This window comes from Methylobacterium sp. C33D (genome assembly GCF_053345825.1).
On the sequence record NZ_JBKFAV010000010.1, the window covers coordinates 1 to 23242 of the forward strand.

The following is a 23242-nucleotide window of genomic DNA, read 5'->3' on the forward strand; positions in this document are numbered from 1 at the left end:
GCCGGTCGAGGCCGGCGACGACGAGATCTTCTCGCCGCGGCAGCTCTGCGTGGCCCGGGCGCTCCGGAAGGGGACGCCGAACAAGATCATCGCGTACGAACTCAACATGTGCGAGAGCACCGTGAAGGTTCACGTCCGCAACATCATGAAGAAGCTCAAGGCCAAGAACCGGACCGAAGTCGCCTACCTGACCAACAAGTACTTCCTCCGGGAAGATTCCAGCCTGGCGAACGTGAAGGCCCCGGCGGCCTGATCGCTCCGGCTCCGCCGCGGCGGGGCCGCCCTGGCAGAGCCTCGGCCCGGCGCCGCCGGACGGAGCTTCGGGGTCCCCTCGCGGGCCGCCTGTTCGGGCGGTCCGCGAGGGGACCCTTTTTTTCCGCCCCTGCCCTGCCTCCCCTTGAAGCGTGCCGATCCGCCGACCGGTAGGGCCACGATCCGACCGCGATCCGACCGCGATCCGACCGCGCCCCGCGGGATCGTCGGGACGTTCGTCCGCCGAGGCCGGCCGCGCCCGGCGGCGACGGGCGCGCGGTCTGCGAGACCGGTTGCGCCTCAGGCCGTCCCGGCCGCGGCGACGGTCTCCGCGGAGAGCGGAGCCGGCTGGCTCTCGGCCTCGTCGCCGGGGGCGGCGGGGCGGCCGACGCTGCTGTAGGCGAAGCCGTGAGCCCGGACGTCGTCGGCCCGGTAGACGTTGCGGAGATCCACCAGGACCGGTCGCTGCATCGCCGCCCGCAGCCGAGCGAGGTCGAGGGCCCGGAACGCGTCCCACTCGGTGACGAGAACCAGCACGTCGGCGCCCTCGGCGCAGTGATAGGCATCCTCCGCGAAGGCGACGCCGGGCAGGAGCGGTCGCGCCTGCTCCATGCCCTCGGGATCGTAGGCGCGGACGACGGCGCCGGCATCCTGGAGGCCGGCCACGATCGCCAGCGAGGGCGCGTCGCGCATGTCGTCGGTGTTCGGCTTGAAGGTCAGGCCGAGCAGCGCCACCGTCCGGCCCCGCACCGACCCGCCGCAGGCCCTGATCACCTTGCGCGCCATCGCGCGCTTGCGCTGGTCGTTGACCGCCACAACCGTCTCGACCAGCCGCAGCGGCGTGCCGGCATCCTGGGCGGTCTTGACCAGCGCCAGCGTGTCCTTGGGGAAGCACGAGCCGCCGTAGCCCGGCCCGGCATGCAGGAACTTCGACCCGATCCGGTTGTCCAGGCCGATGCCCCGCGCCACCGCCTGGACGTCGGCGCCCACCGCCTCGCACAGGTCCGCCACCTCGTTGATGAACGTGATCTTCGCCGCCAGGAACGCGTTCGCCGCGTACTTGGTCAGCTCGGCGGTCCGGCGGCTCATCGCGACGATCGGCGCGGCGTTGAGGTAGAGCGGGCGGTAGATCTGCTCCATGACCGCCACGGCGCGCGGCTCGTCGGTGCCGACGACGATGCGGTCGGGCCGCTTGAAGTCGGCGATGGCCGCGCCCTCGCGCAGGAACTCGGGGTTCGACACGACCGCGAACTGCGCCGCGGGGTTGGTCTCGCGGATGATGCGCTCGACCTCGTCGCCGGTGCCCACCGGCACGGTCGACTTCGTCACCACCACCGTGAAGCCGCGCAGGGCGCGCGCGATGCTCCGGGCAGCCGCGTAGACGAAGCTCAGGTCGGCGAAGCCGTCGCCGCGGCGGGAGGGTGTGCCGACCGCGATGAACACCGCGTCCGCCCGCCCGACCGCCGCCTCCAGGTCGGTGATGAAGGACAGGCGATCCTGGCGGACGTTCTCGGCGACGAGGGCCTCGAGTCCCGGCTCGTAGATCGGCATGCGGCCGGCGTTCAGCGCGTCGATCCGGCCGGGATTGCTGTCGACACACACGACGGTGTGGCCGAAATCCGCGAAGCACGCGCCAGAGACCAGACCGACATAGCCCGACCCGACCATCGTGATGTTCATGGGATCCTCGCCGCGAGCGCACCGACGCTCGGGTCTACGGCGGCCCGGCAGGGCCACCAACATCATATCTTAGGCGTACGCGCCTCTGCCGATCCGGCGTAGCGGCGACGATTCGGCCGGACCGGCCCGAACCCGCCGCGGCCCCGCCCGAACCGGCCACCGGGTCGCGCCGGGCATCGCCATCCGGCCATGGCGGCGGCCGGGCGGCTACGCCATTCGGCTTACCCGGCGCCGCCGGTCGACGATCGTACGAACATTTCCCCGCCGCATCCCCCGAATTGTCAGAGACGGAGCGCTTTTTCCCGACCGCTTTGTCGGGGAACGCGACCGACCAAGATGCTAATAGCGATCTATAGAACTGAACTCCCCGAAGAGTTCCGGCGGAGGAGAACCCTGTTGGCGGCGCGTTTCTACTTCGAGATCGCAAATGCCGAGGAGACGATCCACGACCACGTGGGGGTGGAGGCGGCCGGCCTCGAGGAAGCCCTGATCGAGGCGCGTAGCGTGATCGCCGAGATGGCCGACGAGATTACGGGAAACGGCCGGGAGCCGCCCTGGACCCTCCTGGTGCGCAACGAGGAGGGCTGGCTGGTCGGCCGCCTGCCCATCCGGAAGTGACGGCCCGCGCCGCGCGGCCGGTCCCGAGGCGCGGCCGTTAAGATATCGTTAACGGATCGTCCGGAGGATCGGCCCTGCCCTCGAACCGTGGCCATGGCCGGTATGCCCCTCTCTCAGAACGTCCCGCACGCCGCCCTGCAGGCGGACGCGATGGCCGCGCAGATGGCGCTGGCCGCCCACGCGCTGCGGATGCGCGGCGATGTCGGGACCGCCGAGTCGCTTCTCGCGATGGCGCGACACAACCGGATCCTCGGGCTCAAGCTGCGGATCGCGCAGGATCTGGCCCCGCGCCGGGACCGCGCCGACCGCCAGGCCGCCGCCGGCCGCTAGGGCTGTCGCCGATCGCCCGGGGACGGGGGACGGTCGCCGCGCCCGTGCCGGGCGAGGCGTCGATCCCCTCGCGGCCCGCGTCGAGCTGCACCGGATCGGCCTGCCGGTGATCCCTCGATCGTGCCGCGCGGCGAGCCTGCCGGCCGGCGCCTGCTGACCCCGGCGGGCGGCATGCCCGCGGCGCCGCGTTCCGCCCGGGCCTGCGCGTCCGCCCCGCCCCGCCGAGCGCCCGCCCGGATTCAATGCAGAATCCACACCGCCGATCGTCGGCGCGGTTGGCGTCGAATAAAGTCCGTGATAGTGTAAATAGATAACATCCATCAGGAAATTCAGTCGTCGTGTCGACCCCGGATGCCGGACATTCTGAGGTCAGCACGACCCTGGCGCTGGACATGGTGGGTCGCGCCTACCTGGCCCTGGCGCTGCTCTACGAGACGGCCCATCCGGGGGAGTTCGTCGACGTTCAGCAGAAGATCCGCGCGTTCGTCGAGGACAATTTCCGCATCATCCAGGAGACGAGCCGCAACGAGAGCCTGACAATCGGGACAGTTGACGGTGCCGCTCATCTTGTGAACAGCGTCCTGGCCGAGGTCGAGAACAAGATCGCCACGATGATCCGGCCGACGCGACATATGCGCGGCTAGACGAGACCTTGAACTGACGGCCCCTGTTCAGCGACTGTTGCAGTCGAGCCATGGCGCCCCGATAAACGGCCCAGCACCGCGGGGAAGCGAAAATTGCAACGCCTCCCAATGTCGACAGTCTTTAATGAGCATGTTACCCGGCGAAAGGGCCAGCAATAAATTATCAAGCACGATGATGGGCAGCGATAATTGCGATCGGGGGGCGCACAGCGCCGATGTGGCGCTCGAGGTTCTGGTCCGAGCCTATCACGCCCTCGCCGTCGTCTACGAGTTGTCCAGCCCCGGTGCCTACGCGGCGCTCCACGGCAAGATGATGCCCTATCTGCTGGACAGCTTCCGGCACGGGACGGCGCCGGACATTGTCGATCCGGACGTGGACCCGACGTTCTCGACGGCCCTGGAGCGGGTCCGCAGCGCGCTCGACGACGTCCGATCGGACGTGGCGGCCGTGCGGGCGCGCAAGGAAGACCGCGACCGCTGACGCGCCGAGCTGCTGCGCCGGCTCAGCGCGCCGGCTCGAGGCGGTGCTCCGGCCCGAGGAGCAGGCGCGGGCCGGTCTCGCGATCCGGCGCGGGCGCCGGCACGAGGCGCGCCAGCTTGGCCGCCAGGGTCGCCGACAGGATGTGGCGCCACGCCAGGGGCGTGCCGAGCAGTTCCCGGAGGGCCGCCGCGTAGCCCTGGCTGCGCCGTCGGTCGAGGACGCGCCGGTGCTGCCACCGCTTCGCCGTCGCGGCGCGATGGGCCCGCAGGGCCCCCCGGGCCTCCGGGGCGAGATCCGGCCGGGCCAGCACGGCGTCGTCGAAGGCCAGCATCGCCCCGAGGTCGTCCGTCCGGTGCTGCGCGCTCAGCGAGTTCGACCGCTCGACCGCCACGTAGCCGCAGGGCGCCGTGACGGCGAACACCGCCCCGGCCGCCAGCGCCTCGACGTAGAGGGCGTAATCCTCCCCGAGCCGCAGCCGCGCGTCGTAGCGCAGCCCCTGCCGGTCCAGGAACCCCCGCCGCATGATCGGCTTCAGGAAGCCGAGCTCGCGCCGGCTCGCGCCGGGGCGGGCGATGTTGCCGGTCACGAAGGCCGCCAGGGTGAGCCGCTGCGGCCGCCCCGGGCCGGTGACGAGGCCGGCGGCGGCCGCCGCCTCGCGGCCGCGGACCATGATGATGTCGTCGGCGATCAGATCCCAGGTCCGGGGCGCGGACAGCAGCCGGCCGAGCCGGCCGTCGAGAAAGTAGTCGTCGGCGTCGAGGACGCAGAGCAGCGGGGCGGAGGCGGCCGCGATGGCGCGGTTGCGGGCCTCGGCGGGCCCGACATTCTCGGCGAGCCGGATCACCTGCAGGCGGCCCGAGCCGTCGTCGGCCGCCGCGGCGGCCGCGCCGGTCGGGTCCGCGGAGGCGTCGTCCACGACGATGACCTCGGCGACCTCCGGTTGCCGGAGCGCCGAGGCGACCGCGGTCGCGATCGTGTCCGCGGCGTCCCGGGCCGCGATGATGACGCAGACCTCCGGAACGGGGGATGGGGCCTCTAAGCTGCGCACCGGACGACTCCGCGACTCTCCGGCCGATCCGCGCCGCGGCCGGTCCGCCGGCACGGTAGGGCGAGCCCGGCACCGCGCGCGAGATCGTCCGAAAGGAGGGGTCCGGCCGCGGGGCGGATCGTCCGAATGATCCCCGGCCCGCGGCGCCCCGGCCGCTACGATGGGCGCCGCCGCGCCCCTGCGGCGACTGGTTTGAGGACGTGCGCATGACGATCTGGTCCGGCCCGGGCCGCCGCCTCTGCGTGGCGGCGACGCTTCTCCTGCAGGCCTATCCGGCGAGCGCGGGCGAGACCGCCACGCCGCCGGCCCCGGCCGCCGCTCCGGCCGCCGCTCCGACCGCTCAGGGCGGCCCATCCTTCGTGGAGCTCTTCAACACCCTGAACGACCGCCGCTGGTACGTTTCGGACGGCTGGGTCAACGGCGACTGGCAGGGCTGCACGTGGTCGAAGCATCGTGCCCAGATCACGACGCCCGGCGAACTGACGCTGTCCCTGACGGACATCACCTACAAGGAGCGCCCGTTCAGCTGCGCCGAGATCCAGACCCGCGAGCGCTACGGCTACGGCACCTACGAGGTCCGGATGCGGGCCGGGACCGGGTCCGGCATGGTCTCGGCGTTCTTCACCTACAACGGCGCCGAGAACGGCGACCGGCGGACGAACGACGAGATCGACTTCGAGTGGCTCGGCAAGGACACGAGCAAGGTCCAGCTCAACTACTTCGTCGGCGGCGTCGGCGAGCACGTCAGCCTCGACGCCCTCGGCTTCGACTCCGCGACCACCACCGCGGACTACGCCTTCGAGTGGCTGCCCGACCGCCTGCGCTGGTACGTCAACGGACGCCTGCTGCGCGAGGTGATCGGCACGCCCGACCGGCCGATCCCCTCGCATCCGAGCAAGATCATGCTCAGCGTCTGGTCGGGACAGGGCCCGGACTTCGCGTCCTGGCTCGGACCGACGCAGTATTCGGGGCAGCCGGTCACCGCGCTGTTCGAGCGGGTCGCGTTCACCCGGATGGGCGATCCGTGCGGCTTCAAGGAATCGATCGTCTGCCGGTAGGCGCGACGGCGGGCGGACCTCGCTCCCGAGACCGTCCCCGAGACCGCCCCACACACGGCTCCGCGCAGGGCCCCGGACACCGGAACCGAGACCCGGCGGGGCTGAATCTTAACGTCTTCGCGGCAGGCTGGGCCCTCGAACGCGCCCGGAGCCACGCGATGCATTGGTCGAGCCTCGTCATCGCCGCGTACGCCGCCGGCTTCGTGGAGTTCTGGCGGCTCTGCCTTCAGGCGCCGGCCGCCGAGGAGGATCCGGTCTGACGTGTCCGCACCGCCGCGCCGGGCCGCGCCGGGCCCGGGCGGTTCAGCGCTCGTTGGCGATGGGCCGCAGCAGGGCGCCGAGCAGGAAGGCCAGCTGCCCGCAGATCAGCAGCGCCGTGCCGCGCCGGAGGCACGCGCCCGCGCTCAGGTTGTAGACGAGGACGCCGTAGCCGACCTCGGCCGCCACGATCGGCACGAAGACCAGCAGCCGCCAGACCGAGCCGAAACGGCCCAGCATCACGCCCAGCAGGGCGTTGAGCATCATGCCCTTCATCGGCGCGCTCCGCGGCGGGCGCGGCGAGCGCGGCGCGGCCGCCCGGCCATGGCCCTAGCGGCTGCCGCGCTGGCTCAGCACGGCCGGAACCGTCTTGAGCAGGATGGCGAGGTCGCGGCCGAGGCTCCACTGGCGGGCATAAGCGCAGTCGAGGGCAACGCGCTCTGCGTAGCCCGTGTCGCTGCGTCCGGAGACCTGCCACAGGCCGGTCAGGCCGGGCGGGACCGAGAAGCAGGCGGTGAAGTCGGCGCCGTAGCGCACGACCTCGGCCTGGACGATCGGCCGCGGTCCGACGAGACTCATCTCGCCGCGCAGCACGTTCCAGAGCTGCGGCAGCTCGTCGAGGGAGGTCTTGCGCAGGACGTGGCCGAGCGCCGTCACGCGGGGATCGTGGGTGAGCTTGAAGGACGCCTCCCACTCGGCCCGGGCCTCGGGATTCTCGGCGAAGTGCCGCGCCAGCACCGCGTCGCCGTCCGCGACCATGGACCGGAACTTCAGGCATCCGAAGGGGCGCCCGTACCGACCGAGGCGCTTGTGGCGGAAGATCGGCGACCGGCCGTCGCTGCCCCAGATCAGCAGGGCGATGAACAGCAGCAGGGGCAGCAGCAGGAACAGCGCCGTCAGCGCGACGCTCGCGTCGAGGACGCGCTTCATCGCCCAGCTCACCCGGAGGCCGGGACCGGCCTGACGTGGGGCCGGCAATGTCTTGACCAACGCCTCGTTCAGCGTCTCGACCATATCCTGCGGCGTCGACGACTCGATCGGCGTCGGGGTCCCAGCCGGGCGCAACATGTCGGCTCCTTGACTCGGGGCGAGACGGGGTCGGAACTTGCGGAGCGACGTGCGCACCCGGCCGGTTCGGCCAGCGTCGGCGCGGCCGGCTTCGGCGGCTCTCGGCCGGTCCGAAGGGGCGTCGATCGCGGGCGGAACCCTTGCGACAACACTGGGCCCACGACAGGTTCGGCAACAAGACGGCCGCCGATCCATCAATGGAGGTAAGGCGTTGCTGGTCGTGCTGGTCTTCGCTGCGCTGATTGGAGGAGCGATCGGCTTCGCGGTTGTTCTACCGAAGGGTTTCCTGCTCGCGCTGCTGGCTGCCCAGGCCGGGGCGGCCGTCTCGGTCGGTCTCGTCGTTCTGCTGATCCGGCGCCGCTGACGGCCCGGCCGGGCGGCGGGACCGCTTTCGGGGTGGTCGACTCCGCCGATCGAGGTAGGGGCGCCCGCGCGAGGCCCGGTCTAAGGCGGGGTGTCCGGCCGCGCGGGCGCGTTCTGCCCGACGCGGCGCGGTCGATCACCGGACGGGACGCGCCGTGGCCCCTTCAGAGCGCCGCATCATCGGGTTCGACGGCCTGCGGGCCCTGGCGTTCCTGATGGTCTTCGTCAGCCACAAGGCGCCGACCCCGAGGAGCGAGGCTCTCGGCACGACCGGCGTGTGGCTGTTCTTCGTCCTGAGCGGCTTCCTGATCGTGCGGATCCTCGCCGCCGCCCGCGAGTCCGTGGAGGCGGGCGCGTCGACGCCGCTCGGCAGCCTCGGGCTGTTCTACCGGAACCGCGTCGCCCGGATCGTGCCGGTCTACTACGCCTTCCTGTTCGTGCTCTACACAATCCGGCCCGGCGACCCGGCCAGTCTCGGAAACGACGCGTTCAAGCTCGCGACGTGGTTCTACGTCACGAACATCTACATCGAGCAGAACGGCTGGGGCACCGAGCTCGGCCATCTCTGGAGCCTCGCCGTCGAGCAGCAATTCTACCTGCTGTTCGCGCCGGCGGCCCTGTTCCTGCCGCGGCGCCATCTCGGCACGCTGTGCTGGATCCTGGTCGGGATCAGCGCCCTGACGCACGGCGCCCTGTGGTGGGCGGGCGCGGCGCCGCGGTGCTTCGACGTCGACACCCTGGCCAATCTCGGGCTGATCGCGCTGGGCGGCCTCGCCGGCCTGCGCACCCGGCCGCTCCCGGCTTGGCTCGCCCGCGATGCCGCCCTGGCCGGCGTGCTGATCCTGTTCGTCACCCTGCCGCTGCTGATCGCGCCGACCGGCTGGTGGCTGATCGTCGGGCGCCTCAGCGGCGTCCTGGCGGCGCTGCTGCTGCTGCAGGTGGCCCAGGCGCGGGAGGGCCGCGCGGTCGCCCTCTTGGAGATCCCGTGGCTGCGCCGGATCGGCGTGATCAGCTACGCCGCCTACCTGTTCCACGTGCCGCTCCACGCGGAGCGGATGCTGGCCGTCGTCGGCATCGACGTCGCCGGACCGCGCTCGGTCTCCATGGCGCTCGACCTGATGTTGACGCTGCTGCTGGCGGACCTGTCGTGGCGGCTCCTGGAGCGGCCCGCACGCCGGCTGCTGCGGGCCCCGCGCCGGCGGGTCGTCGCCTCCGCGCTGGTCGGCCCGTGATCCCGTCGCGCGACGGCAGCCGGGATCTTACCCGCGCGTCCCCGATCTCAGCTCTTGATCGGGACCCGGCCGACCTCCGCGCCGGTGGCGTCGCGCACGACGAGCGTCCACGCGCCGTCCGGCCCCGCGGCCTCCAGTTCACCCGCCATTTCGTCGATCACGCTGCGGGCCTCCGCCAGCGCCTCGGCCAGGTCCTCGGCTTCCACGCCCTGCGCGTCGCGGATCGTCTCCTCGCCGTTCTCGATATCGAAATAGAAGCGACTGGGCACTCATCTCCTCCCTGAATGCTGCCCTCGGGAGGGCCCCTGGATACTACCTACGTAGTTCGCCCACGTCCGACAATGCTCAGTAGGAGACATAAACCTTAACAAACATCAAAACTGTTTTCGTCGGTTGCGTTGCAATAATGTCGAGATTCCAACCAAATAATCCATTATAGGTATCGCCGATCACCCTTCCGGCCGCGTCGGCACTGGCGACGCGCGGTGACGGGCCTCAGGGGCGTTCGACATGGCAGCCTCCGGCGATTCGAGCCTCAAAAAGGATTCTCCCGCATCGGCGGAGAGAAAACAAAAATTACGCGCGCATGTCCGGATGATTCTGGAAAACGGCCTCGCCGTCCGGACTTCCCGCTCCGCCGGCGACGCGGCCTCGGACGAGCACTGACCGCGGACGGCCGCCGGAACCATCCCCCGCAATGGGAGGGGATGGCCGCCGCCCTACGCCCTTTGAGCGTCGTGCGCGCCGATCGCTTCCGGCCAAAGTCGGCGGCGGTCTCGAAGGCCGCGCCCGGCGGTCCAGGAAACGCGATGGCGGATCAACTCTTGTCCGATGCTCGGGGCACGTTCGTGGACGTCTCGTTCATCATGGCCGCGCACGATGCGGCGCCCTGGATCGAGACGGCCGTCCGGTCCGCCCTGGCCCAGACCGGCGTCGCCGTGGAGGTCGTGGCGGTCGATGACGGCTCGCGGGACGGGACCGCCTCTGTGCTGGCGCGCCTGGCGGAGGCGGACCCGCGGGTCCGCGTTATTCCCCTCGCCGAGGCCGGACCGGGCGCCCCCCGGGGCCCGTCGAGCGCCCGGAACGCGGCGCTGAACGCCGCCCGCGGCCGGTGGATCGCGATCCTCGACGCCGACGACCTGATCCTGCCCGACCGCACCCGGACCCTGCTCGATCTCGCGCTGGCGGCGGATGCCGACATCGTCGCCGACAACCCGATCCCGTTCACCGACATGTTCGACCCGCAGGGGCCGGGCATGCTGGAGGGCGGCCGGGAGCCGTACCTGTTCGAGATCGACCTCGCCAAGTACATCGCCAGCAACCAGCTGCTCAGTCGGGTGACCAAGCTCGGCTACCTCAAGCCCATGATGCGCGCCGAGATCCTGCGCCGGCACGGTATCCGGTACGACGAGGGCGTCCGGATCGGCGAGGATTTCCTGCTGTGCCTGGAAGCGCTCGCGGCCGGGGCGCGGTTCGTGGTCACCACCTACGCGGGCTACGGCTATCGGCGCGGGCCCACCTCCCTGTCGCACCGGCTGCGCCAGGCCGACATCGCGCGCCTCGACGCGGCCTTCGCGGCCCGGGCCGAGCACGGCCGCCTCGCGGAGGCGCGGTCCCGTTCCGCCGAGGTGCGCCACGGCAGCCGCGCCTACCGCGACGGCCTCGCGATGACGCAGCTCATCGCCCAGGTCATCGAGGCGGCCCAGGCCGGCCGCTGGGTCGAGGGCGCCGTGCTGGCGCTCCGGCATCCCCGGATCTGGCGGTTCCTGGCCGCGACGCTGCTGGCGGCGGCGGGCAAGCGCCTGCGGCCGCGGCCGCACGCCCTCCCGATCGGACAGAGGTAAGACGATGCGCCTGTGCATCTGCATCTGCACCTGCGAGCGGCCCGTCGGGCTGGCGCGCCTGCTCAAGGCCCTGGACCAGCAGCGGCTCGGCAGCCTCGCCGAGACCGCCCTGCGCATCCTGATCATCGACAACGGGCGCAGCCGCGCCGCCGTCCCGGTGGTCGAGGCCTACCGGGCGACCGGCCGCTTTCCCGTCACCTACGCCCGGGAGGAGACCCGCGGCCTCGCGGCGGTCCGCAACCGGAGCCTCGCGGAGGCCTCCGCGGCCGGCGCCGAGTGGGTCGCGCTGATCGACGACGACGAGTTTCCCGACCGCGACTGGCTCCGCAACCTGGTCGAGACCGCCCTCACCGCGGGTGTCGCGGCCTGCGTCGGGCCGGTCGTGCCGTTCTTCGATCGGGTTCCGCCCGCCTGGGCGGCCGCCGGGGGCTTCTTCGCCAAGCGACTCCCGGTCCGCGACGGCTTCGTGGAGGACGGCTACACCGCCAACGCGCTCCTGGACCTGCGGGTGATCCGGGCGCTGGGCCTGTCCTTCGACATGCGCTTCAACACCATGGGCGGCGAGGACACGTTCTTCTTCCGGGCCCTGATGCTCGCCGGGCACCGGATCGCCTGGGCCGAGACGGCCGTGGTCTACGACAGCATCCCGACGCACCGGATGCGGGTGCGCTGGCTGCTGGCCCGCTGGTACCGCAGCGGCAGCGTCGAGGCCTATCTCGGCCGGCTCCGCCCGGAGACCGTGGGCGGCCGGCTCGCCAACGCGGGCCGCGGCTTCGTGCGCCTCGGCGGCGGCCTGCTGCGGCTCGGGGTCGCCGGCCTGTCCCTCAGGCCGGCGACCCTGATCGGCGGCGGCTACACGCTGTGCCGCGGGGCCGGGCTGCTCGCGGCCGTGATCGGCCTGAGCTACCGGGAATACCACCCGTCGCGCTATCGCTAGCCGCGCCGACCGGCCGCACCCCGGTGCGGCAGCAGGACGGGCTGGCCGCCCGCGGGCACGCGCCCGACCGGCCAGCGGACGCCGAAGACCCCAGCGATGAGGTCGTCGGTCAGGACCTCGGCCGCCCGCCGGCGACCAGCCCGCCCCCGTCGAGGACCAGCACCTGCCGGTCCGCGACCGTGCGGCCGGCCTCCAGCTGGCAGAGCACGCGGGCGAACTGCACCCGCGCCTGCTCGCCGCCCGAGAGGGTCGGGTAGGCCCGGTCGGCGAGATGCGCCACGTCGGCCCGCGCGCGGGCCGGGGCCAGGATCGCCGCCCGGTCGCGGGCCCCGAGGCCCCGACCGATGCCGTCGAGGCCGATCCGGGCGACCTCGGCCGCCGCGAACGGGAAGGCGAGGCGCCAGGGCGGGATCGTCTCCACGGGCGCGCCGTCATAGGCGCGTCGCGCCGGGCCCCTCCCCGCGCACTCAGCCCAGACTGCCGAACCCGGCGGTCTCGCGCGTCCAGGCCAGCGCCTGCTCGCTCAGGGAGAGGCCGAGGCCCGGCCGGGTCGGCACGCGCATGCGGCCGTCCTCCAGCTCCAGCCGCTCGTTGAACAGCGGCTCGAGCCACTCGAAATGCTCGACCCAGGGCTCCCGCTGCAGCGCCGCGGCGAGGTGGATGTGCAGCTCCATCGAGAAGTGCGGCGCGATCGTCAGACCGGCGAACTCGGCGAGCGCCGCCACCTTGAGGAAGGGCGTGATGCCGCCGACCCGCGGCGCGTCGGGCATCAGGAAGTCGGCGCCGCCCTGGCGGATGAAGTCCCAGTGCTCGGCGACGCTCGTCAGCATCTCGCCGGTGGCGATCGGCGTGTCCAGGGCGGCGGCCAGGGCCGCGTGCCCGGCGGCGTCCAGGCAGTCGAGGGGCTCCTCGATCCAGATCAGGTTGAAGCGCTCGAAGGTCCGGCCCATCCGCATCGCGGTCGGCCGGTCCCATTGCTGGTTGGCGTCGACCATGAGCGGGAAGGCGTCGCCCAGATGCTCGCGCACCCGCGAGACCCGGCGGATATCCTCGGCCCAGTCCGGCTGGCCGACCTTCAGCTTGATGCCGCCGATGCCCTTCGCCCGGGCGCGATCGGTGTTGACGAGCAGTTCCTCCAGCGGCGTGTGCAGGAAGCCGCCCGAGGTGTTGTAGCAGCGCACCGAGTCGCGCTGCGCCCCGAGAAGCTTGGCGAGCGACAGGCCGGCCCGCCGCGCCTTGAGATCCCACAGGGCCACGTCGAAGGCGCCGATCGCCTGGACGGCGAGGCCGCTGCGGCCGGCCGAGGCGCCGGCCCAGGCCAGCGTGTCCCAGGCCTTGGCGATGTCGCTCGGATCCGCCCCGAGGAGCGCCGGGGCGATCTCGCGGGCGTGGGCGAACTGGGCCGGCCCGCCGGCGCGCTTGGAATAGCTGATTCCGAGGCCGCGATGGCCCTCTCGGCTCTCGACCTCGCAGAACAGGATCGCGATCTCGGTCATCGGCTTCTGGCGGCCGGTGAGCACCTTGGCGTCGCTGATCGGGGTCTTCAGCGGCAGGGCGACGGACCGCAGGCGGATCCCGGTGACGGCGTCCTCGGCCATGGCTTCCTCCACGTCTTGTCCGCGCGCGGGCGCGCGCCGGAGGCTCCGGAGGCGGTTCTTGGCGGTGCCTCTCGGCGGCGACCGCGACGGCTCTCCCGGGACCGGGACCAGGAGTGGCGCAGGCCGGACGGCCTGTCCAACGTCATCGTTGGATCGATCGATGAGCACCCGGCATCAATGGCGCCGGGGAGACGGCCGGTCTCAGCCGGCGGCCGTCGCCGTCTCGGAGGGAAACCGGAATGCCACGAGGGTCATGTCGTCCCGTCGGGCCTCAGCGCCGCGATAGGCGTCGAGATCGGCCTCGAGGGCGGCGGCCTGTTCGGCGAGCGGCAGGGCGGCGTGGCGCAGGAGGCTGTCGGCCACGCCGCGCTGGCCGAGGAGTCGCGGTGCCCGGTCCGGCGCCGCGCGGCCCATCTGGTCGGTGATGCCGTCCGTCATCAGGTAGAAGGTGGCGCCCGCCACCGGCACGGCGATGTCCGCGACGACGTCCTCCGGCTGCCCCGCCCGGGCCCTGCGCGGGTAGCCGAGCCCCCGGCGGCCGCCGCGGACGCGCTCGGCCACGCCGTCCCGGACCACCGTGAGCGACAGGCCGGCGCCGGCGAAGTGCAGGGTGCCGGCCGCGCGGTCCCAGACGCAGAGGCCGCAATCGAGCCCGTCATCCGACTCGGCGCCGCGGCCGTCCTGGCGGAGCTGCGTGCGGACCATCGCGTCGAGCCCGGCCAGGATCGCGGCGGGCGCGCGCAGGCCGCGCTCGTGCAGCAGCCGGTCGAGGGCGGTCGCCACGATCAGGGTCAGGAACGCGCCGGGCACGCCGTGGCCAGTGCAGTCGGCGACCGCGATCACGCAGAGGCCGTCGATCTCCTCCAGCCAGAAATAGTCGCCGCCGACGACGTGGAGCGGCTCCCACAGCACCGCGAGCTCGACCCCGGCACCCGCCAGGGCGTTCCGGTCCGGCAGCACCGAATCCTGGATGCGCCGGGCGTAGCCGATGCTCTCGACCACTTGGCGGTTGGCGCGCTCCAACCGGTCGTGGGCCTGCTCCAGCTCGACGAGGAGCTGCTTGGCGGCGTCGCCGCTCCGCAGGCCCTCGACCATGCGGTTGAAGGCCTGGCTGATGACGTCGATCTCGTTGCTCGGCCGGTAGGCGCCTCCGAGCTCCACGGACGTCCAGCGCTTGTGCTCGATCTCCCGCATCGCGAGCAGCAGCCGCATCAGCGGCGCCATGACGTGGCGGCGCACGGTGGCGTGCAGGGTGATCACGAAGGCGATCATCAACCCGACGCTGGCGCCGAGGGCGAGCATCACCTGCCACGCCGCGTTGTCCCGCAGAGCCTTGGTGGAGACCGTGACGGTCAGGCTGCCCGCCGGGCCGGCGCGGCCGGGCACCGACAGGTCGGCCTGGGCCGAGAGGGTGGACCAGCCCCGCGCGGGGGGCGCCGCGCCCGCCGTCCCGACGACGTGACCCGCGGCGTCGCGCAGGACGGCGTGGGCGAAATCGGGCTCGGCGGCCAGGGCCTTGAGCGGGCCGTCGTAGGCGTCCGGGTCGCGCGCCCAGTCGGGCCGCGCGATCGCCGCGGCGGTGAGCCGGGCCAGGAGATGCGCCCGGTCGCCGTACAGGCGGAGCTGGTCGGTGTAGGTCACCCAGGCGATCCCGAGCTGGGTCAGCAGCAGGAGGACGCCGATCACCGGGTAGATGCGCAGGAACAGGGTGTGGGACAGGCTGTCGAGGTCGCGGCCCCGGGCCGCCCCGCGCAGGGCGCCGGGCTTCATCAGCTCGTCCGCGGGCGCGCCCGCGGCCAGCACGTCGGCGAAGCCGCGCTTCGACAGGGGGTCGCCCCGGCGGATCGGGCCGGCCCCGCGCAGGCCGCCCGCGCGCCCGGCGCCGCCGGCGGCCGGGACGGGGTCGATGTCGGCGAAGCCGAGCCGCGCCAGGGCATCCCCGGTCCGCAGGGGCCGCGCGCCGCGGAGCCCCCCGACGGGACGCGGGCTGTCCAGGGCCGTGTCAGGTCCGCTCACGCGACGTCACTCCATGTCACAGCGGTTCCGCGCGAGGGACGGGCGGCGCCTCAGGTCAGGGACGCGCCCGGCTCTGCCGCGCAGCGCACGCAGTCGCGACCGGCATGCTTGGCGGCGTAGAGCGCCGCGTCGGCCCGCCGCAGCGTCGCCGACATCGACTCGCTCGGGCCGAACGCCGCGAGGCCGATGCTCACCGAGATCGGCAGCGGCCCGTGCTCCAGGCGCACCGGCCGCTGCGCGACCGCGCGGCGGAGCGCCTCGGCGATGACCTGCGCCTCGGCCATCACGGTGCCGGTGACGAGGATGGCGAATTCCTCGCCGCCCATGCGGCCGATCACGTCGACCGCGCGCAGGCTGTCGCGGCAGGTCTCGACGAAGGCCTTGAGGACCGTGTCGCCCGCGCTGTGGCCGTAGCGGTCGTTGATCAGCTTGAAGCGGTCGAGGTCGAGCATCAGCACGCTGGACGGCGTGTCGCCCGACTGGGTCCGGGCCCAGACCTCCTCGCAGATCTGCAGGAAGCGCCGGCGCGACAGGGCGTCGGTGAGGTGGTCGGTGTCGGCGAGGCGGCGGAGTTCGCCCTCGAGGCGTGCCCGGTGCTCGATCTCGGCCGAGAGGGCGTCGTTGAGGTGGCGCAGGGCGCGCTGCTGCTCGGCGAGGCGCTGGTTGGCGCGGTGCAGGTCGAGCTGCATCCGGTCGCTGAGCCGCACCAGCCGGCGCTGCTCGTGGTAGCTGCGCCGGTAGGCGCCGGCGAGCTCGCGCACCCCGTCACCGACCTCGGCGAGGCGGGCCAGCATCACCTCGGACCGGCCGAGGACGGCCTCCTCGGTGTCGAACAGGCTGAAGGCGTCCGCGGGCTCGGACAGGAGATCGTGGGCCGGCGCCCGGTGCGGGCTCACGCGGGGACGCTCGCGATCATCTCGAACCGGGCGTGCGCGAAGTCGGCGGCGAAATCCTCGCCGGCCTCCTGGATCACGTCGTCGTCGGCGCCGAACATCCAGCGGATCGTCACCGGGCGCCCCTCGGCGGCGGCGTCCTCGAGCGGCATGAACAGATTCATCAGCGCCTTGGCGCTCGACGAGTTGAAGTAGGCGAGCGCGACGTCGAAGGTGATCGGACTCGCCTCGGTCGCCGCGAGGTGACCGCGCAGGGCCTGCAGCAGCGGGCCGAAGAACGCGGCGGCGTCCTCCGGGTAGGATTCGCCGCGCAGGACGAGCCGTCCCGACGCGAAGTCGAAATCGACCTCGGGCGAGCGCTCGGTCCGGGGCAGCGTGATGCGGTCCATGTCCGTGCGATCCTCAGATGAAGGCTTTGAGGCAGAACAGGCTGCGCTCCGCGCCCAGATCCTGGAAGTCGTACTCGACTGGGGCGCTCGACCGGCGGGCGATCTCGATCAGTCCGATGCTGCCGCCGAGGCTGCCCTCGTCCGGCGGCTGGCGCAGCTTCTCGCGGTAGACCTTCCTGAGCTCGTCGCTCGACAGGGTGGCGATCTCGTCGAGCCGCTCGCGCAGCCGCGGCACCTCGGTCCTGCCGACCTCGTTGCCGCAGACCACGAAGAACCGCCCCTCCTCGGTGCCGACGGCGATCATGCCGGCGCTGACCCGGGCGGGGCCCGGCGGCTCGGCGGGCGCGACCTTGTCGGCCGAGTAGCGGATCACGTTCTGGGCCTGCTCGACGAAGATCGAGAAGACGCGCTTGGCGACCGCGGCGTCGGTCTCCTCGTGCCGCATGCGCAGCTTCAGCACTTCCCCGAGCGAGAACAGGATGTTCTCCGAGAGATCTCCGCCGAACGACAGGATCACGCCGCTGCGCTTCGACGCCTCGTGGAAGGATCTGAAATCGCTCGCGCGCAAGGAAGCCTCTCGAACGCTCGATCGCGGCAACACACCGCGTGTGTAGCGCCTACTTTAATGCGGAAATAATCAAAGATTTCTTACTGGTACTGATCGCTTTCTGAGCAAGATTGCACGTATATCGAGCACAACCGCAAGCTTTACGATGGGTCCCGTCGCCGGGCGTGCTTCCGGGCCGCCGGCTTCAGGCGGCCGCGCCCTGGCGGGAACCCGCGTCCCAGTCGTCGCCGCAGTCCTGCACGACGTGGCCGGGCGCGACCTCCCGGTAGAGCCGCTCCGGCGCCACGTAGTCGGGCGCGCGGATCGGGCTGCGGATCTCGTCGTCCGGCAGGGCGTGCCGCTCGCCGCGCCGGGCCGGGTCCGGGACCGGCACGGCGGCCAGAAGCTTCTTGGTGTAGGGGTGCCGCGGGTCGCCGAAGATCGCGGCCCGGGGGCCGATCTCCACGATCTCGCCGAGATACATCACCGCCACCCGGTGGCTCACCCGCTCCACCACCGCGATGTCGTGCGAGATGAACAGGTAGGCGAGGCCGAACTCCGCCTGGAGGTCGAGCATCAGGTTCACGACCTGCGCCTTCACCGAGACGTCGAGCGCCGAGACCGCCTCGTCGGCGACGATCAGGCGGGGATTCAGGGCGAGTGCCCGGGCGATGCAGATGCGCTGGCGCTGGCCGCCGGAGAACTCGTGCGGGAAGCGCCCGGCGGTCTCGGGGGGAAGCCCGACCCGGGCCAGCAGGTCCTCCGCCCGCCGCCGGGCCTCGCGGGGCGGCGCGAGGCGGTTGATCAGCAGCGGCTCCGCCACCGCCGCGCCGACGCTCAGGCGCGGGTCGAGGCTGGCGAACGGGTCCTGGAAGATCATCTGCATGCGCTGGCGGCGGGCGCGCAGGGTCTTCGGATCGAGGCCGGTGACATCCTCGCCGTCGAGCAGGACCGAGCCCGAGAGCGGCTCGACGAGGCGCAGGATCGACCGGCCGGTGGTGGACTTGCCGCAGCCGGATTCGCCGACGAGCGCCAGGGTCTCGCCGGCCGCGAGGCTGAACGAGACCCGCTCCACCGCGTGGACGCGGCCGGTCACGCGGCCGAGGAGGCCGGAGCGGATGTCGAACCGGGTGGTCAGGTCGCGCACCTCCAGCACCGGGCGCTCGGCGGCCCGGACGGTGTCGGGCGTCTCGGGCGTCGGCGCCGCCAGGCCGGTGGCCCGGTCGACCACCGGGAAGCGCATCGGGCGGGGGCGGCCCGCCATGGTCCCGAGGCGCGGGACCGCGGCGAGCAGCGCCCGCGTGTAGGGCTCGGCGGGGGCGTCGAAGATCCGCGCGGTCGGGCCGGCCTCCACGGCGCGGCCCCGGTACATCACCACGGTGCGGTCGGCGATCTCGGCGACCACCCCCATGTCGTGGGTGATGAACAGGACCGACATGCCCTCCTCGTCCTGCAGGCTCTTGATGAGGTCGAGGATCTGGGCCTGGATCGTGACGTCGAGCGCCGTGGTCGGCTCGTCGGCGATGAGGAGCTTCGGCCGGCAGGCGAGCGCCATGGCGATCATCACCCGCTGGCGCATGCCGCCCGAGAAGCGGTGCGGGTACTCGTGCAGGCGCGACCGGGCGGCCGGGATCCGGACCTTGTCGAGGAGCCGCAGCGCCTCCGCCTCGGCGGCGGACCGCGACAGGCCCCGGTGCCGGATCAGCGCCTCGGCGATCTGGAAGCCGATCGTCAGGACCGGGTTCAGGGAGGTCATCGGCTCCTGGAAGATCATCGCGATGGAATCGCCGCGCACCCGGCGCATCTCGGCCTCGGGGGCGGCGAGGAGCTCGCGACCGGCGAAGCGCACGCGCCCGCCGATCCGGCTCGCGTCCCGCGGCAGGAGGCGCAGGATCGACAGGGCGCTGACGCTCTTGCCCGAGCCGGATTCGCCGACGAGGGCCACGGTCTCGCGGGGGCCCACGTCGAACGAGACGCCGTGCACGACCTCGCGCCAGCGCCCGTCCGAGCGGAAGGACACGGTGAGGTCGGAGACCGAGAGGATCGGGTCCACCGGATCTGCCATCGCTAGAGGACCCGCCGCGGATCGAGGGCGTCGCGCAAACCGTCGCCGATGAAGTTGATCGACAGCACCGTCAGGAAGATCGCGCCGCCGGGAAACAGCGCCCAGTGCGGCGCGACGTCGAGGTGGTCCTTGGCGTCGAACAGCAGCCGCCCCCAGGTCGGGATGTCGGGCGGGAAGCCGAGCCCCAGGAAGGACAGCGTCGATTCCGCGATGATCGCGGACGAGACCTCGATCGAGGCCGCCACGATCACCGGTCCCAGCGCGTTCGGCAGGATGTGGCGGCGCACGAGGTGCCCGGTCGTCGCCCCCTGCGAGCGGGCCGCCTCCACGAACTCCTTCTCGCGCAAGCTCAGGAACTGCGCCCGCACCAGCCGGGCGACCGGCATCCAGCGCAGGCCCCCGATCACCGCGACGATCATCAGGAACACGCCGCCCTGACTGCCGAACACGGCCTTCAGGCTGTCGCGGAACAGGTAGATCACGAGGAGCAGCAGCGGCAGTTGCGGCAGGGACAGGAACAGGTCGGTCAGCCACATCAGCACCGGGTCGAGGAACCGGCGCGACATGCCGGCGAGCGCGCCGACCAGCACGCCGATCAGGCTCGCCACCGCCATCGCGGCGAAGCCGACCGCGAGCGAGATCCGCCCGCCGTAGATCATCCGGGCGAGCAGGTCCTGGCCGAGATCGTCGGTGCCGAACGGGTGGTCCCAGGACGGGCCCTGGAGCTGGGCCGCGAAGTCGATGTCGTCGATGGCGACCGGCCAGATCAGGCCGCCGAACACCACGCCGGCGACGAGGAGCGCCAGCACGCCGACGCTGGCGAGCGCCAGCCGGTGCCGCCGGAAGCGCCGCCACGTCTCCCGCCCCGGCGAGGCCGGCGCGCGGGCGACGGGCACCGCCTCATCGGAGGGCGATGCGAGGGTCGAGCCAGCCATAGAGCAGGTCCGCGACGAGGTTGAACAGGATGACGAGGCCGGCGAACACGAAGGTCACGGCCATCACCACCGGTGTGTCGTTGGCCAGCATGGCGTCGATCAGCAGCGAGCCGATGCCGGGGATCCGGAAGATCTGCTCGGTGACGATGGCGCCGCCGAACACCGCCGGGATCTGGAGGGCGACGAGCGTCACCACCGGGATCAGCGCATTGCGGGCGATGTGCCGGCGGGTCACCGTGCCTTCGGTCAGGCCCTTGGCGCGGGCCGTGGTGACGTAGTCGAGGCGGGCGACGTCCAGTGCCGAGGCGCGCACGTACCGGGTGTAGGAGGCGGCCTGGAAGAAGCCCAGCACCGCCACCGGCATGATCGCCTGTCGGACATTCGCCCAGATCCAGGGCAGGCCGGAGCCCGGCAGGTCGGCCTGGTAGACGAAGGGCAGCCAGCCGAGCTTGATCGAGAACAGCAGGATGAACAGCAGGCCGGTGAAGAAGGTCGGCAGCGAGAAGCCCACGAAGGCCAGGGTGTTGGCGACCTGGTCGGCGAGCGAGTAGGGCCGGCGCGCGGCGTAGAGGCCCACCGGCACGGCGATCAGCAGCGCCAGGACCTGCGAGGAGCCGACCACGAACAGGGTCGTGGGCAGCCGCTGCAGGATCAGCGTGTCGACGTTGACCCGGCTCGCGAACGAGAAGCCCCAGTCGCCCTGCAGCATGGCGGTGAGCCAGTGCAGGTAGCGGGTGAGGATCGGGTCATCGAGGCCGAACTTGACGCGGAGCGCCGCCCGGACCTCGGGGGGCACGTTCGGGTTGCTGGCGAGCTCGCCGAACGGGTCGCCCGGCGCGAGCGCCAGGACGGTGAACAGGATCAGGCTGATGCCGAGCAGGCTCGGGATCGCGATCAGGAGGCGTCGCAGGATGTAGGCGCCCATCGGGCGCTTCCCCTGCCGCTCAGGCCTCCCGGTACCAGTCGGGCAGGAACGACAGGTCGTTGTCCCAGCCGCTGCGGGGCGCCGTGAGCGTCGCGCCCACCGCCGAGACCTCGGCGCGGTGGATCAGCGGCAGCACGTTCTCGGAGACCGCGAGGTCGTTGCACTTGATCAGGAGGGCCGCCCGCTTGACCGGGTCGAGCTCGCTCTGGGCGGCGCTGTAGGCCTCGTCGTAGGCGGCGTTGCGCCAGCGCACGACGTTGCGGCCCTGCCACTTGTTGGCCTTCTGGGCCACCTCCCAGGAGGCGTACATGAGCAGCCAGATCGCCGGATCGGCCTGCGTCATGCTGTAGGCGTACATCTCCATGTCGGCGTAGAAATGCGTGCAGGTGTCGGGGTTGGCCGGGTCGGAGGAGAAGAACACCGAGCCGGTCACCGATTTCAGCTCGATCTCGATGCCGGCCTTGGCGGCCGCCTGCTTGATGATCGCCTGGGTCTTCTGGCGCGGGGCGTTGATCGAGGTCTGGAAGAGGAGCTTGAGCTTCTTGCCGTCCTTGGCGCGGATGCCGTCGGAGCCCTTCGTCCAGCCGGCCTCGTCGAGGAGCGCGTTGGCCTTGGCCGGGTCGAAGGCGAAGCTCGTGGTCTTCGAGACGAAGCGCTCCGGGCCGTTGACCGTGTTGGCGGTGGGCTTGCCGGTGCGTCCGTAGATGTAGGTCTGGATCGACTTGCGGTCGACCAGCAGGTTCATCGCCTGGCACACCTTCGGGTCGGAGAAGGCGGGGTGCTTGGTGGTGATCGCGGCGCGCTCGCCGTCCACCTCGACGTTCGGGTCGGCGGCGTTGAGGAGCAGGAACTCGAGCTTGCCGCCGTAGACCACGTCGACCCGGCCCTTGCCGCCGGTCTCCAGGCGCTTCAGCACCTCGTCCTCGATCAGCATGTTCCAGGCGTAGTCGTACTCGCCGGTCTGGAGCACGGCCCGGGCGGCCGAGACCGCGTCGCCGCCGCCCTTCATCTCGACCGTGTCGAAGTAGGGCCGGTTCGGCAGGTGGTAGTCGGGGTTAAGCGCGCCGCGGACGATGTCGCCGGGCCGGAACTCCACGAACCGGTACGGGCCGGTGCCCACCGGGGCGAGGTTCTGGGGCGCGTCCCGGGACTTGGCGCCGCTGTAGGGCCCGAACAGGTGCTTGGGCAGCACCATCCCGACGATGCCGACGTAAGCGTCGCACCAGTAGGGCGTCGGCTTGTCGAACAGGACCCGAACGCTGAGGTCGTCGATCTTCTCGACCTTGCAATCCTTGTAGGAGCCGGCCGTCACCGCCGCGGTGGCGGGGTCGCGGGCATATTCCCAGGTGAAGACTAGGTCGTCGGCGGTGAGCGGCTTGCCGTCGTGCCACTTGACGCCCGGCTTGAGCGTCCAGACCACCGAGCGGCCGTCGACGGCGAGCGCGCCGTTCTCCTTGGACGGGATCGAGGCGGCGAGCACCGGCACGAGGTTGCCGTCCGGATCCCAGGCGGCGAGCGGCTCGTAGAAGATCCGCGACGCGTCCTGGTCCTTGGTGCCGACGGCGAAATGCGGGTTGATCAGGGTCGGCGCCTGCCACCAGAGCAGCTTGAGTGCGCCGCCGCCGCCGGCCTTGGCCGGCTTGTAGCCGGCCCGGATATCGGCCGCCATCGCGACGCCGTTCCCGGCCAGCATCAGACCGGCCATCGGCGCGGTGAGGCCGGCGGCCACCATCCGCTGCACGAAGGCGCGCCGCGACAGGCGGCCGTCCTTCACCCGCCCGATGAGGCCGCGCAGATCCCGCTCGTCCATGTACGCATCCCGTTGACCGCCACGCGCGGCACAGCAACATTCCGGTGGCGGCCTTGGCAAGGGGCGGGCCAGTGACGGTTCAACCGAAACGTGATGTCGGGGATCCGATCCGGATGGTCGGATGGCCGCGGCTCTGCGTCCGCGGACCCGATGCGGCACTCTGCCCGAAGCGCCACACCACCGTCTTTGCGAGCGGAGCGAAGCGATCCAGCAGCGCCACGCTTCCCGAGGGCGCGCAACCCTGGGTCGCT

26 protein-coding genes are annotated in these 23242 nt (G+C 72.0%); 11 read left to right on the plus strand and 15 right to left on the minus strand.

Features of this window, described 5'->3' with window-relative positions; all coding sequences use genetic code 11:
- A partial coding sequence (locus tag ACLBXO_RS09600) for a response regulator transcription factor (protein ID WP_447685234.1) occupies window positions 1–253 on the plus strand: 253 nt, incomplete at its 5' end.
- Between the two features lie 299 nt (window positions 254–552).
- Here ACLBXO_RS09600 and ACLBXO_RS09605 read toward each other — a convergent pair.
- On the minus strand, window positions 553–1932 hold the full coding sequence (locus ACLBXO_RS09605; protein ID WP_447685235.1) for a UDP-glucose dehydrogenase family protein: 1380 nt from the start codon (window positions 1930–1932) through the stop codon (window positions 553–555).
- A gap of 396 nt (window positions 1933–2328) precedes the next feature.
- On the opposite strand from ACLBXO_RS09605, the gene ACLBXO_RS09610 reads away from it, so the two are divergent.
- From ACLBXO_RS09610 to ACLBXO_RS09625, 4 genes are all read left to right on the plus strand, one after another.
- A complete protein-coding gene (locus ACLBXO_RS09610; RefSeq protein WP_020091195.1) occupies window positions 2329–2550 on the plus strand; it encodes a DUF6894 family protein in 222 nt (73 codons plus the stop codon).
- 93 nt (window positions 2551–2643) lie between these two features.
- On the plus strand, window positions 2644–2880 hold the full coding sequence (locus tag ACLBXO_RS09615; RefSeq protein ID WP_447685236.1) for a hypothetical protein: 237 nt from the start codon (window positions 2644–2646) through the stop codon (window positions 2878–2880).
- Between the two features lie 338 nt (window positions 2881–3218).
- Window positions 3219–3524: a hypothetical protein gene (locus ACLBXO_RS09620; RefSeq protein ID WP_447685237.1), complete on the plus strand. Its 306-nt coding sequence runs from the start codon at window positions 3219–3221 to the stop codon at window positions 3522–3524.
- Window positions 3525–3741: 217 nt separating this feature from the next.
- Window positions 3742–4005, plus strand: a complete 264-nt coding sequence (locus ACLBXO_RS09625; protein WP_447685238.1) for a hypothetical protein — start codon at window positions 3742–3744, stop codon at window positions 4003–4005.
- 22 nt (window positions 4006–4027) lie between these two features.
- Here the strand turns inward: ACLBXO_RS09625 and ACLBXO_RS09630 are convergent, their stop codons facing one another.
- A complete protein-coding gene (locus tag ACLBXO_RS09630; RefSeq protein ID WP_447685239.1) occupies window positions 4028–5053 on the minus strand; it encodes a glycosyltransferase family 2 protein in 1026 nt (341 codons plus the stop codon).
- A gap of 206 nt (window positions 5054–5259) precedes the next feature.
- Between ACLBXO_RS09630 and ACLBXO_RS09635 the strand changes: the two genes are divergently transcribed.
- Window positions 5260–6111, plus strand: coding sequence for a glycoside hydrolase family 16 protein (locus tag ACLBXO_RS09635; RefSeq protein ID WP_447685240.1), 852 nt, complete (start codon window positions 5260–5262; stop codon window positions 6109–6111).
- A gap of 303 nt (window positions 6112–6414) precedes the next feature.
- Here ACLBXO_RS09635 and ACLBXO_RS09640 read toward each other — a convergent pair whose 3' ends face one another.
- A complete protein-coding gene (locus ACLBXO_RS09640; protein WP_331313222.1) occupies window positions 6415–6645 on the minus strand; it encodes a hypothetical protein in 231 nt (76 codons plus the stop codon).
- Window positions 6646–6699: 54 nt separating this feature from the next.
- Window positions 6700–7437, minus strand: a complete 738-nt coding sequence (locus tag ACLBXO_RS09645; protein ID WP_447685241.1) for a sugar transferase — start codon at window positions 7435–7437, stop codon at window positions 6700–6702.
- 211 nt (window positions 7438–7648) lie between these two features.
- Here ACLBXO_RS09645 and ACLBXO_RS09650 point away from each other — a divergent pair, with 211 nt between their 5' ends.
- Together ACLBXO_RS09650 and ACLBXO_RS09655 are read left to right on the plus strand one after the other, a co-directional pair.
- Window positions 7649–7801 carry a hypothetical protein gene (locus ACLBXO_RS09650; RefSeq protein WP_331313259.1) on the plus strand — a complete coding sequence of 51 codons (153 nt, stop codon included), beginning with the start codon at window positions 7649–7651 and terminating at the stop codon, window positions 7799–7801.
- Window positions 7802–7955: 154 nt separating this feature from the next.
- Complete coding sequence (locus ACLBXO_RS09655; protein ID WP_447685242.1) at window positions 7956–9032, plus strand: acyltransferase family protein; 1077 nt, start codon at window positions 7956–7958, stop codon at window positions 9030–9032.
- 47 nt (window positions 9033–9079) lie between these two features.
- On the opposite strand, the gene ACLBXO_RS09660 is transcribed toward ACLBXO_RS09655, so the two are convergent.
- Window positions 9080–9301 carry a DUF6894 family protein gene (locus ACLBXO_RS09660; RefSeq protein ID WP_331313219.1) on the minus strand — a complete coding sequence of 74 codons (222 nt, stop codon included), beginning with the start codon at window positions 9299–9301 and terminating at the stop codon, window positions 9080–9082.
- A gap of 241 nt (window positions 9302–9542) precedes the next feature.
- On the opposite strand from ACLBXO_RS09660, the gene ACLBXO_RS09665 reads away from it, so the two are divergent.
- From ACLBXO_RS09665 to ACLBXO_RS09675, 3 genes are all read left to right on the plus strand, one after another.
- Window positions 9543–9698 (plus strand): hypothetical protein, encoded by a 156-nt coding sequence (locus ACLBXO_RS09665; protein ID WP_331313218.1) that lies wholly within the window; start codon window positions 9543–9545, stop codon window positions 9696–9698.
- A 143-nt stretch (window positions 9699–9841) separates the two neighbouring features.
- The gene (locus tag ACLBXO_RS09670) at window positions 9842–10876 is read left to right on the plus strand and encodes a glycosyltransferase family 2 protein (RefSeq protein ID WP_331313217.1); all 1035 of its coding nucleotides are present in this window, start codon (window positions 9842–9844) and stop codon (window positions 10874–10876) included.
- A gap of 4 nt (window positions 10877–10880) precedes the next feature.
- Window positions 10881–11813, plus strand: a complete 933-nt coding sequence (locus tag ACLBXO_RS09675; protein WP_447685243.1) for a glycosyltransferase family 2 protein — start codon at window positions 10881–10883, stop codon at window positions 11811–11813.
- Between the two features lie 109 nt (window positions 11814–11922).
- Here ACLBXO_RS09675 and ACLBXO_RS09680 read toward each other — a convergent pair whose 3' ends face one another.
- The 10 genes from ACLBXO_RS09680 to ACLBXO_RS09725 form a co-directional block, all read right to left on the minus strand.
- Window positions 11923–12234 carry a hypothetical protein gene (locus ACLBXO_RS09680; RefSeq protein WP_447685244.1) on the minus strand — a complete coding sequence of 104 codons (312 nt, stop codon included), beginning with the start codon at window positions 12232–12234 and terminating at the stop codon, window positions 11923–11925.
- Window positions 12235–12280: 46 nt separating this feature from the next.
- Entirely contained in the window at window positions 12281–13411 is a 1131-nt protein-coding gene (locus tag ACLBXO_RS09685) for an L-talarate/galactarate dehydratase (protein ID WP_447685245.1), read from the minus strand.
- 201 nt (window positions 13412–13612) lie between these two features.
- Window positions 13613–15427, minus strand: a complete 1815-nt coding sequence (locus tag ACLBXO_RS09690; protein ID WP_447685246.1) for a SpoIIE family protein phosphatase — start codon at window positions 15425–15427, stop codon at window positions 13613–13615.
- A gap of 50 nt (window positions 15428–15477) precedes the next feature.
- Complete coding sequence (locus tag ACLBXO_RS09695; RefSeq protein WP_447685247.1) at window positions 15478–16323, minus strand: GGDEF domain-containing protein; 846 nt, start codon at window positions 16321–16323, stop codon at window positions 15478–15480.
- Window positions 16320–16709: a DUF1987 domain-containing protein gene (locus ACLBXO_RS09700; protein WP_012321503.1), complete on the minus strand. Its 390-nt coding sequence runs from the start codon at window positions 16707–16709 to the stop codon at window positions 16320–16322. Before ACLBXO_RS09700 ends, ACLBXO_RS09695 begins: the two co-directional genes overlap by 4 nt.
- 13 nt (window positions 16710–16722) lie before the next feature.
- Entirely contained in the window at window positions 16723–17277 is a 555-nt protein-coding gene (locus ACLBXO_RS09705) for a SiaB family protein kinase (RefSeq protein WP_020091215.1), read from the minus strand.
- A gap of 184 nt (window positions 17278–17461) precedes the next feature.
- A complete protein-coding gene (locus ACLBXO_RS09710) occupies window positions 17462–19321 on the minus strand; it encodes an ABC transporter ATP-binding protein (protein WP_447685248.1) in 1860 nt (619 codons plus the stop codon).
- Between the two features lie 2 nt (window positions 19322–19323).
- Window positions 19324–20256 carry an ABC transporter permease gene (locus ACLBXO_RS09715; protein WP_331313209.1) on the minus strand — a complete coding sequence of 311 codons (933 nt, stop codon included), beginning with the start codon at window positions 20254–20256 and terminating at the stop codon, window positions 19324–19326.
- Window positions 20222–21181: an ABC transporter permease gene (locus ACLBXO_RS09720; protein WP_331313208.1), complete on the minus strand. Its 960-nt coding sequence runs from the start codon at window positions 21179–21181 to the stop codon at window positions 20222–20224. Before ACLBXO_RS09720 ends, ACLBXO_RS09715 begins: the two co-directional genes overlap by 35 nt.
- Window positions 21182–21200: 19 nt before the next feature.
- On the minus strand, window positions 21201–22991 hold the full coding sequence (locus ACLBXO_RS09725; RefSeq protein WP_447685249.1) for a peptide ABC transporter substrate-binding protein: 1791 nt from the start codon (window positions 22989–22991) through the stop codon (window positions 21201–21203).
- Window positions 22992–23242: the final 251 nt, after the last annotated feature.

Bases quoted from the DNA above. Each gene is read 5' to 3' on its own strand.
- ACLBXO_RS09605 (WP_447685235.1), bottom strand. From the start codon at position 1,932: ATGAACATCACGATGGTCGGGTCGGGCTATGTCGGTCTGGTCTCTGGC.
- ACLBXO_RS09615 (WP_447685236.1), top strand. From the start codon at position 2,644: ATGGCCGGTATGCCCCTCTCTCAGAACGTCCCGCACGCCGCCCTGCAG.
- ACLBXO_RS09635 (WP_447685240.1), top strand. From the start codon at position 5,260: ATGACGATCTGGTCCGGCCCGGGCCGCCGCCTCTGCGTGGCGGCGACG.
- ACLBXO_RS09640 (WP_331313222.1), bottom strand. From the start codon at position 6,645: ATGAAGGGCATGATGCTCAACGCCCTGCTGGGCGTGATGCTGGGCCGT.
- ACLBXO_RS09645 (WP_447685241.1), bottom strand. From the start codon at position 7,437: ATGTTGCGCCCGGCTGGGACCCCGACGCCGATCGAGTCGTCGACGCCG.
- ACLBXO_RS09665 (WP_331313218.1), top strand. From the start codon at position 9,543: ATGGCAGCCTCCGGCGATTCGAGCCTCAAAAAGGATTCTCCCGCATCG.
- ACLBXO_RS09670 (WP_331313217.1), top strand. From the start codon at position 9,842: ATGGCGGATCAACTCTTGTCCGATGCTCGGGGCACGTTCGTGGACGTC.
- ACLBXO_RS09675 (WP_447685243.1), top strand. From the start codon at position 10,881: ATGCGCCTGTGCATCTGCATCTGCACCTGCGAGCGGCCCGTCGGGCTG.
- ACLBXO_RS09685 (WP_447685245.1), bottom strand. From the start codon at position 13,411: ATGGCCGAGGACGCCGTCACCGGGATCCGCCTGCGGTCCGTCGCCCTG.
- ACLBXO_RS09700 (WP_012321503.1), bottom strand. From the start codon at position 16,709: ATGGACCGCATCACGCTGCCCCGGACCGAGCGCTCGCCCGAGGTCGAT.
- ACLBXO_RS09710 (WP_447685248.1), bottom strand. From the start codon at position 19,321: ATGGCAGATCCGGTGGACCCGATCCTCTCGGTCTCCGACCTCACCGTG.
- ACLBXO_RS09715 (WP_331313209.1), bottom strand. From the start codon at position 20,256: ATGGCTGGCTCGACCCTCGCATCGCCCTCCGATGAGGCGGTGCCCGTC.
- ACLBXO_RS09720 (WP_331313208.1), bottom strand. From the start codon at position 21,181: ATGGGCGCCTACATCCTGCGACGCCTCCTGATCGCGATCCCGAGCCTG.
- ACLBXO_RS09725 (WP_447685249.1), bottom strand. From the start codon at position 22,991: ATGGACGAGCGGGATCTGCGCGGCCTCATCGGGCGGGTGAAGGACGGC.